At 27.7% G+C, this 6,987-nt stretch carries 11 protein-coding genes and 2 tRNA genes; 7 read left to right on the plus strand and 6 right to left on the minus strand.

The features are described from left to right. The 3 genes from AC30RD_RS04970 to AC30RD_RS04980 form a co-directional block, all read left to right on the plus strand. Positions 1–873: LTA synthase family protein (locus tag AC30RD_RS04970; protein WP_489493204.1), on the plus strand; the 873-nt coding region annotated here is incomplete at its 5' end. Further along, entirely contained in the window at positions 861–1,232 is a 372-nt protein-coding gene (locus tag AC30RD_RS04975) for a diacylglycerol kinase (protein WP_489493205.1), read from the plus strand. The genes AC30RD_RS04970 and AC30RD_RS04975, both read left to right, overlap by 13 nt. A gap of 57 nt (positions 1,233–1,289) precedes the next feature. Then, positions 1,290–1,362: transfer RNA gene (locus AC30RD_RS04980), tRNA-Ala, on the plus strand. A gap of 348 nt (positions 1,363–1,710) precedes the next feature. On the opposite strand, the gene AC30RD_RS04985 is transcribed toward AC30RD_RS04980, so the two are convergent. Next, a complete protein-coding gene (locus AC30RD_RS04985) occupies positions 1,711–2,148 on the minus strand; it encodes a DUF2267 domain-containing protein (RefSeq protein ID WP_489493206.1) in 438 nt (145 codons plus the stop codon). A gap of 184 nt (positions 2,149–2,332) precedes the next feature. Between AC30RD_RS04985 and AC30RD_RS04990 the strand changes: the two genes are divergently transcribed. After that, the gene (locus AC30RD_RS04990) at positions 2,333–2,764 is read left to right on the plus strand and encodes a YqaA family protein (protein ID WP_489493207.1); all 432 of its coding nucleotides are present in this window, start codon (positions 2,333–2,335) and stop codon (positions 2,762–2,764) included. Beyond that, positions 2,745–3,170, plus strand: a complete 426-nt coding sequence (locus AC30RD_RS04995) for a hypothetical protein (protein WP_489493208.1) — start codon at positions 2,745–2,747, stop codon at positions 3,168–3,170. Before AC30RD_RS04990 ends, AC30RD_RS04995 begins: the two co-directional genes overlap by 20 nt. Here AC30RD_RS04995 and AC30RD_RS05000 read toward each other — a convergent pair. Genes AC30RD_RS05000 through hemJ form a run of 3 tightly spaced genes read right to left on the minus strand, consistent with a single transcriptional unit; the run spans position 3,167 to position 4,847 of the window. Beyond that, positions 3,167–3,676, minus strand: a complete 510-nt coding sequence (locus AC30RD_RS05000; RefSeq protein ID WP_489493209.1) for a hypothetical protein — start codon at positions 3,674–3,676, stop codon at positions 3,167–3,169. The two genes, AC30RD_RS04995 and AC30RD_RS05000, sit on opposite strands and share 4 nt — an antisense overlap. Next, the gene (locus AC30RD_RS05005; RefSeq protein ID WP_489493210.1) at positions 3,670–4,416 is read right to left on the minus strand and encodes a patatin-like phospholipase family protein; all 747 of its coding nucleotides are present in this window, start codon (positions 4,414–4,416) and stop codon (positions 3,670–3,672) included. The genes AC30RD_RS05000 and AC30RD_RS05005 overlap by 7 nt, the downstream gene beginning before the upstream one ends. Continuing rightward, complete coding sequence (gene hemJ, locus AC30RD_RS05010) at positions 4,413–4,847, minus strand: protoporphyrinogen oxidase HemJ (RefSeq protein ID WP_489493212.1); 435 nt, start codon at positions 4,845–4,847, stop codon at positions 4,413–4,415. The genes AC30RD_RS05005 and hemJ overlap by 4 nt, the downstream gene beginning before the upstream one ends. A gap of 97 nt (positions 4,848–4,944) precedes the next feature. Between hemJ and rpsU the strand changes: the two genes are divergently transcribed. Together rpsU and AC30RD_RS05020 are read left to right on the plus strand one after the other, a co-directional pair. Beyond that, positions 4,945–5,157, plus strand: coding sequence for a 30S ribosomal protein S21 (rpsU, locus tag AC30RD_RS05015; protein WP_281951903.1), 213 nt, complete (start codon positions 4,945–4,947; stop codon positions 5,155–5,157). Positions 5,158–5,205: 48 nt separating this feature from the next. Then, complete coding sequence (locus AC30RD_RS05020) at positions 5,206–6,066, plus strand: CHAD domain-containing protein (RefSeq protein ID WP_489493214.1); 861 nt, start codon at positions 5,206–5,208, stop codon at positions 6,064–6,066. Here the strand turns inward: AC30RD_RS05020 and AC30RD_RS05025 are convergent. Both AC30RD_RS05025 and AC30RD_RS05030 read right to left on the minus strand, forming a co-directional pair. Next, the gene (locus tag AC30RD_RS05025) at positions 6,059–6,781 is read right to left on the minus strand and encodes an MBL fold metallo-hydrolase (protein WP_489493215.1); all 723 of its coding nucleotides are present in this window, start codon (positions 6,779–6,781) and stop codon (positions 6,059–6,061) included. The two genes, AC30RD_RS05020 and AC30RD_RS05025, sit on opposite strands and share 8 nt — an antisense overlap. Positions 6,782–6,885: 104 nt before the next feature. Then, positions 6,886–6,970, minus strand: a tRNA-Leu gene (locus AC30RD_RS05030). Positions 6,971–6,987: the final 17 nt, after the last annotated feature.

The raw sequence follows: 6,987 nt of genomic DNA on the forward strand, positions 1-6,987 counted from the left end.
CATAATATGTATTCAATCGGATTTATATTTAAAAAAAGAGGATATGAAAACAGGTTTATTTATGGCGGACATGGATATTTTGATAATATGAACGACTTTTTCTCACATAATGGGTTTAAGATTATAGATAGGGCTGATATGAGTAGCGATGAAATAACATTTTCAAATATTTGGGGGGTTTGTGATGAGGACCTCTATAATAAAGCATTGAAAGTCGCTGATAATATTTATAAAAACAAAAAGCCATTTTTTCTTTATCTAATGACAACATCAAATCATAGACCATATACTTATCCTTCTGGAAGAATTGATATACCTTCACATACCGGACGCGAGGGAGCAGTCAAATACACAGATTATGCAATTGGAAAATTTATTAAAGAAGCACAAAACAAACCTTGGTTTAAAGATACAATCTTCATAATTGTAGCGGACCATTGTGCAAGTAGTGCTGGTAAAAGCGAAATTCCTATTCATAAATATCACATTCCTCTAATCTTTTATGCACCAAATATTATTAAGCCGGGTAAAATTGATAAACTCTCAAGTCAAATAGATACAATACCAACTCTTTTTGGTTTGCTGCACTGGACATATAAAAGCAAATTTTATGGCAACGATATATTGTTAGATGATTTCAAAGAGAGAGCTCTTGTAGGAAATTATCAAAAAATTGCTCTAAAAAGAGATAACTCTTTAACAATTTTAATTCCACAAAAAAAGGTTCATGAATATAAAATAGAAAAAGAGACAATTTTTAATTCCAAATATACCGCTATAAAACCAAACCAAAAAGATATAAATGATACAATAACATATTATCAGAGCGCAAGCTATTTTTATAAAAATAGATTTAATAGGTGGAAAAATTGAGAAACAAACCAAGATACAGTCTTTTTAAAAATGCAAAATATGCATTTGATGGATTAATCGAATCTTTTTTAAACGAGACATCTTTTAAATTAGAGGTTCTGCTATTTATCTTTTTTTCCATAATAATTTGGTTTTCGCCAATTTCTCTTCTTTCAAAAACTATTATGCAAACGGCAATGCTTATACCCTTAATAGTTGAGCTGTTAAATAGTGCAATTGAAAGAACAGTTGATCTGGTAACTAAAGAAATTCACCCATTGGCAAAACATGCCAAAGATGCAGGAGCTGCTGCCGTTTTGTTATCTTTTTTTTTAACATTGGGAATATGGACTATAGTTTTAATTTACGAATTTTTTTGATATAATTTCATCAACCGATAGCTATCAACCATCAATTATTAACTATAAACCAATCACGGGGCGTTAGCTCAGCTGGGAGAGCGCCACGCTGGCAGCGTGGAGGTCACCGGTTCGAACCCGGTACGCTCCACTTTCAATAAAAGCTCTTTAAATAACCTTTTAAAAATTTATATAATATTTTGTTTCTTACCCTTTTAAATATTTTATCCATCTCTTCTCCTTCTAAAAAATTATATATTCAAAATTTTTTTGGATAAAATTGTTAATAATTTGTTAACTAAAAAGGAAAAATTTATTAAGTATTATAAAAATAACTCTAAATATTTTTTTTCATTTTATTTAGCAGCTCAACTTTTTTTAAAGATTTAGCTGAAGTTTTTAATAATATTGAAGAGATAAAAACTATTTGATAGATATTACGTAGATTTGATGTTAGAAAAAATTTATTATAAATTAGGCCCAATAAATGGGCCTAATTTTACGCATTTTTTATTAGTTCTTGGATAGCTTTTGGTAATTCTGCTTCCATATCTTTTACTTCGCCGCTACTAATATGTTCTTTGAGAAAATGAAAAACTTTCTTAACTGTTTCTAAAGCACTCTCCTCATCGCCAAAATCATTTTCAGCCGCTCTTTTATCCTCTTCAATTACGGCATTAACAAAATCTTGAACATTTTTTATATTTTTATCAGGAAAAGATGATAGTTTCCAACCATCAACCGCCATAGCTTTTATACACATTGGAAGCTGCGCTATAAAATCCATATACTCTTCAGGTGAGATTCTTCTTCTTAATACTCTTAAAACCGCCCTTAATACCCTGCCAGCTTTTCTCTCATCACCTTCACATCCTATTTGTGCCGCTAACTCTTTTAAAAACTCGTGAGCCTTTTGTACATCTTTTTCAAAATTCATCTTGCCCTTCTTTGGCTAAATTTTCTTTATATATTCTAACTCAAGTTTCTTTAGTTTAAAATTAAATTTAAATTTTAATTTTATTAATTTTTTTAATTACTCATAAATTTTACTCTTTTATTCTTATTTTGCACTTATAATAAAATAATCAAAATCTATCTATAATTTAAAAAACGGAAAAGTTATGAAAGAGTTTATAATAATCTTTTTATCTGCTTTTGGTGCGGCAACTATTTTGCCAATATACAGCGAAGCTACTATAATATACTATTTAAATGAGAATTATCCAAAATTTTTGATACTTTTGAGTGCCGGTATTGGCAATACCCTTGGATCGCTGTTAAATTTTTATATAGGAAAAAAAGGAATTGATTATCTAATAGAGAAGAGATATGTTAAAGAAAATTATATTGAAAAAGCTCAAAAACTGTTTCAAAAATATGGAGGTTTTGCTCTTTTGCTATCTTGGGCTCCGGTTATTGGAGACCCAATTACGTTTATTGCTGGAGCTTTTCATTATGATTTAAAAAAATTTATAATATTGGTAGCTATTGCTAAATTTGGAAGATATATACTGTTAATTGAAGGGTTTGATTTTGTTATTGGAAAAATATAAAAATATATTAAATTTTTTAAAAAAGGAGCATATTGCGACAATTTCCGTCTCCAAAAATAATATACCATACTCCTTTAACTGTTTTTATCTATATGATGAAGAAGATAATTTATTGATTTTTGCTTCAAATATAGATACCTATCATATGAAAATAATCAAAAAAAACAGTATTGCAAGTGGAGCTATCTTTTTAAATACAAAAAATATTTCAAAAATAGAAGGAGTGCAGTTTCAAGGAGAGATAATAGAGTTAAAAAAAGAGAAAAAAATAAAATATTTAAAAAAATTTCCCATATCTTTAACACTAAAGCCCAAAATTTTAGGAATAAAAATAAAATATATTAAATACACAAACAATAATCTCGGTTTTGGCAAAAAAATAGAAATAGGTAAAAAAATCTCTTAATCATCCTCTACGAGCCTATCTAAAATATATCTTTCAATCTCATATTTTGGTATATCTTTATCTAAAGCCTCCGAAAATATTTGAGCAACTTTAAATCTATATTTTTCATAATTAAAATGGGGCAAATGGTTTTGCCAAGCTCTTTTAATGATTCTTTGAGAAACCCTGTCTATCAACCACTCTTTAAATATTTGGAAAGTTCCAAAAAACAGAAGCGTAAAAATTATTGCCAAAATAATAGATAAATGACAATCAAGCTTTGCTAAAAAATTGTGAAAAATTAAAGAAGCCGGGATTATTATAATATTCCATAAAACAAAATATACTATATATAATCTAGTTGTTGAGAGTTTAAATCCAGGAATTGTAAAAGATGGATCCAATCCGTCTATATAAGCCTTATTTGCTTTTAAAAGTTCCAAAAACCTCATAGGATGTTTTGAACACTCAAAAACGTAAGGTATTATCTTTTTATCTACAAAATTTTCCCATATTTTTTTTAGCATTTAAAACCTTTCCAATATTTTTCATCTTTTTTAGCTTCCATAAAACCGACATTATAAATATTATCAAAATTTTTCGTATCAAATATAGAAAACTTACCGCACTCGGCAATCTCTATATACTTATTTGCAAACTTTTTAGAGTGTTTAATATTTGTATTTAGCATTATATAACCTGCCCTATATAGGTTTCCAAAAAAACTATTTTTAAATTTTAAAGGGGGATTTACGTTGATCGCCAATATAAAATCGCTTTTTAAACATGGTTTAACGGGTAAATTATCCGTAAATCCTCCGTCAATAAATATTTTACCATCTATTTGATAAGGTTCAAAAATTGGAATTAACGAAGATGAAGCCAAAAGATAGTCGCAAAGCTTTCCACTATTTATATATTTTGTCTCATAACTTTCATAATCAGTTACCGTAACATAAAGTTCATTTTCTAAATTTTCAAAATCATCCAATTTATATCTTATTAAAAGCTCTTTTGCATCTTTAAACTTAAAAATAGAGCTTTTGAAAAAATTAAAAGATATTAATTTTTTAAAATCTATCTTTTTTAAAATTTCAAAAATCTCTCTACTTTTATAACCTTTAGCCAAAAACGCACCAATTATGGCTCCGCCGCTACTGCCGCAAAATAGATCAAATTTTATATTTAAACTCTCAAGATAACTTACATATCCAAGCTGAGCAAAACATCTTGCTCCGCCTCCGCTTAACACAAGAGCCTTTTTCATATCGGTTTTATAACAACCATTATTACGATAACTATCATTAAAATTGTTGGTATTTCATTATATACCCTAAAAAATTTGCCGCTTTTTGTGCATTCATCTTTTAAAAGTTTTTTTCTAAAATATCCTAAACTAAAATGATAAACTATCAATAAAGCAACCGCAGTTAATTTTATATGAAGCCAAATACCGCTTTTGAAAAGATCTGGATTTATAAAGATCATAGATAAACCGCTAATTAACGTAGCCCAAAAAGCCGGCACTCCTATAAAAGCGTATAATTTTTTTTCTTGAATTTTTACAACTTCTACATAATCATAATTATCTTTAAATTCCATATGATAAACATAAAGCCTTGGAAGATAAAAAAGCATAGCCATCCAACTTATAAAACTCATAACATGAAACGCTAAAATCCAGTTATAATATTCCATCCAATCCCCTCTTTTTTTAAAAATTATAACAATATAATCTTTAAATTTTTTGGATTTTTGATATAATTTCATTTAAAATTTTCTCAAGGAGACTTATATGCCTGGCATAGTAGTTAATCCAAACGAGAGTTTTGAAGAAGCATATAGAAGATTTAAAAAACAGGTTGATAGAAACCTTATAGTAACGGAAGCTAGGGCTAGAAGATTTTACAAGCCTCCTACAGAAATAAGAAAAGAAGAGAAAATAAAAGCAAGAAAAAAAGCCCTAAGACGCCTTTGGATGTTAAGACGCTACGAAGCAAAATTATAAACCCTCCCCGGGCTTTTGGTATAATCATAAAAAGCCCGGAGTCTATTTATGAAATCAAAAATCAAAATATATAATAGATGTAAACAAACTCTTCAACTTGACTCCTGCTTAACTAAAGATGTATTAAAAGCTATTTTTAAAAACTACCTAATAAAAGTTAGATACTATTTGCAAAAATGTAAAATAGAAAAAGATGTAGAAAATCTGCACCAACTTAGAGTAAATATCAGAAAAACAAGAACTATTTTAAAAGAGTTTAAAGAGTATTTTGAGCCCAATTTTTATCAATATTCGTATAAATTTTTAAAAGATTTTATGAAAGAAACAAACTTAAAAAGAGACTTGGATGTTTTTATGCAAGATATCTCTTTTTATGAAAAAAAATTTAAAATCGACCTTTCAATACTAAAAAGAGAGCTAAAAAGGTTTCAAAACCAAGAAGAAAAAAACTTAAAAAAATTGATCCAAAAAAATGAAAAAAAGATAATAGATCTATATAAGAGATTTATTTTAGACTCCTTTTACATAGAAAATAATAAAAATATCATAGATACCGCTATTATAAAAGTTAAAAACAGGGCAAAAAAGATAGAAAAAAATTTAAAAAATTTTTCATCAAAGGATCTGCACAAAATAAGGATAGAATTTAAAAAATTAAGATATCTTTTAGAAAATTTCTCTTTTTTATACAATAAAAAAAAGGTTTTAAAAAATATAAAAAAAATTCAAGATATTTTGGGAAAATATCATGATATAGAGGTCCAAAAAAATAGTATAGAAAAATTTATAAAAGATCCAAATATAATAAAAAAGATTTCAAAATATTTAAACAGACAAAAAAGAAAATATGAAAAAGAGTTTATAAAAAATATAAAACCTATTAAAAAAAGGATAAAAAAGCTTAATTAAACTCAATTACTCTTCCGACTCCACCCTCGATAAAATTTTTCCCGTATCTTTTTTTAAATAAAAAAATAGCTTTTTCTCCACTACAGTGTGTAGGAGTTATATATTTTACTCCCAAACTTTTCATCTCTTCCACTATTTTTACTATCTCTTCCTCTTTTTTATCAAATAGATGAAATCCACCTATAACATAGATAATCTCTTTATTTATTATTTTCATAGCTCTTTTTACGATATTTATAATTCCAGGATGAGAACATCCCACAATCAATACTCCACCATCTTCTGTATCTATTATTAGAGACTCTTCGGAAATATCCACCATAACTGAGGTCGAATATATACCATCTTCAATCTGAAGAGGATGATTTTCTACAACAATAACCTCTTTGGCTAAATATTGTAAATCGTTTATTAATCTTTTTGAAAAAGAGTTTGGTATTGCTATTTTTATATCTGGATTTTCCTCTAAAACGGTATCAATACCCCCTGTATGATCCCAATGGGAATGGGAAATAAAAAGAAGAGAAATATTTTTTAAATCTAAATTCATCTTTTTTATATTTGAAAGCAAAACTCTACCGTTACTTCCCGTATCAAATAAGATATCTTTTTTTGGAGTTTGAATATAGCAAGAAAATCCCCACAAAGAAACCAAATCTTTTTTATATAAAAAATTATCAAATACAATATGAAACTTTATATCTTTAATCCTCATTATATTGCCTTTGTATGATTGAGGATATATTTTAACATAAAAAGTTTTTATTATTTTTATTTTTTTTATTTATGAAAGATTGTTGGTAGTTTTATAGGAGTAAGTGGTGCGGGAGAGAGGACTTGAACCTCCACGCCTTGCGGCACCAGATCCTAAGTCTGGCGCGTCTGCCAATTCCGCCACTCCCGCAAATATGTAGTAAATAA

It is taken from the genome of Nitrosophilus sp. (genome assembly GCF_982775275.1).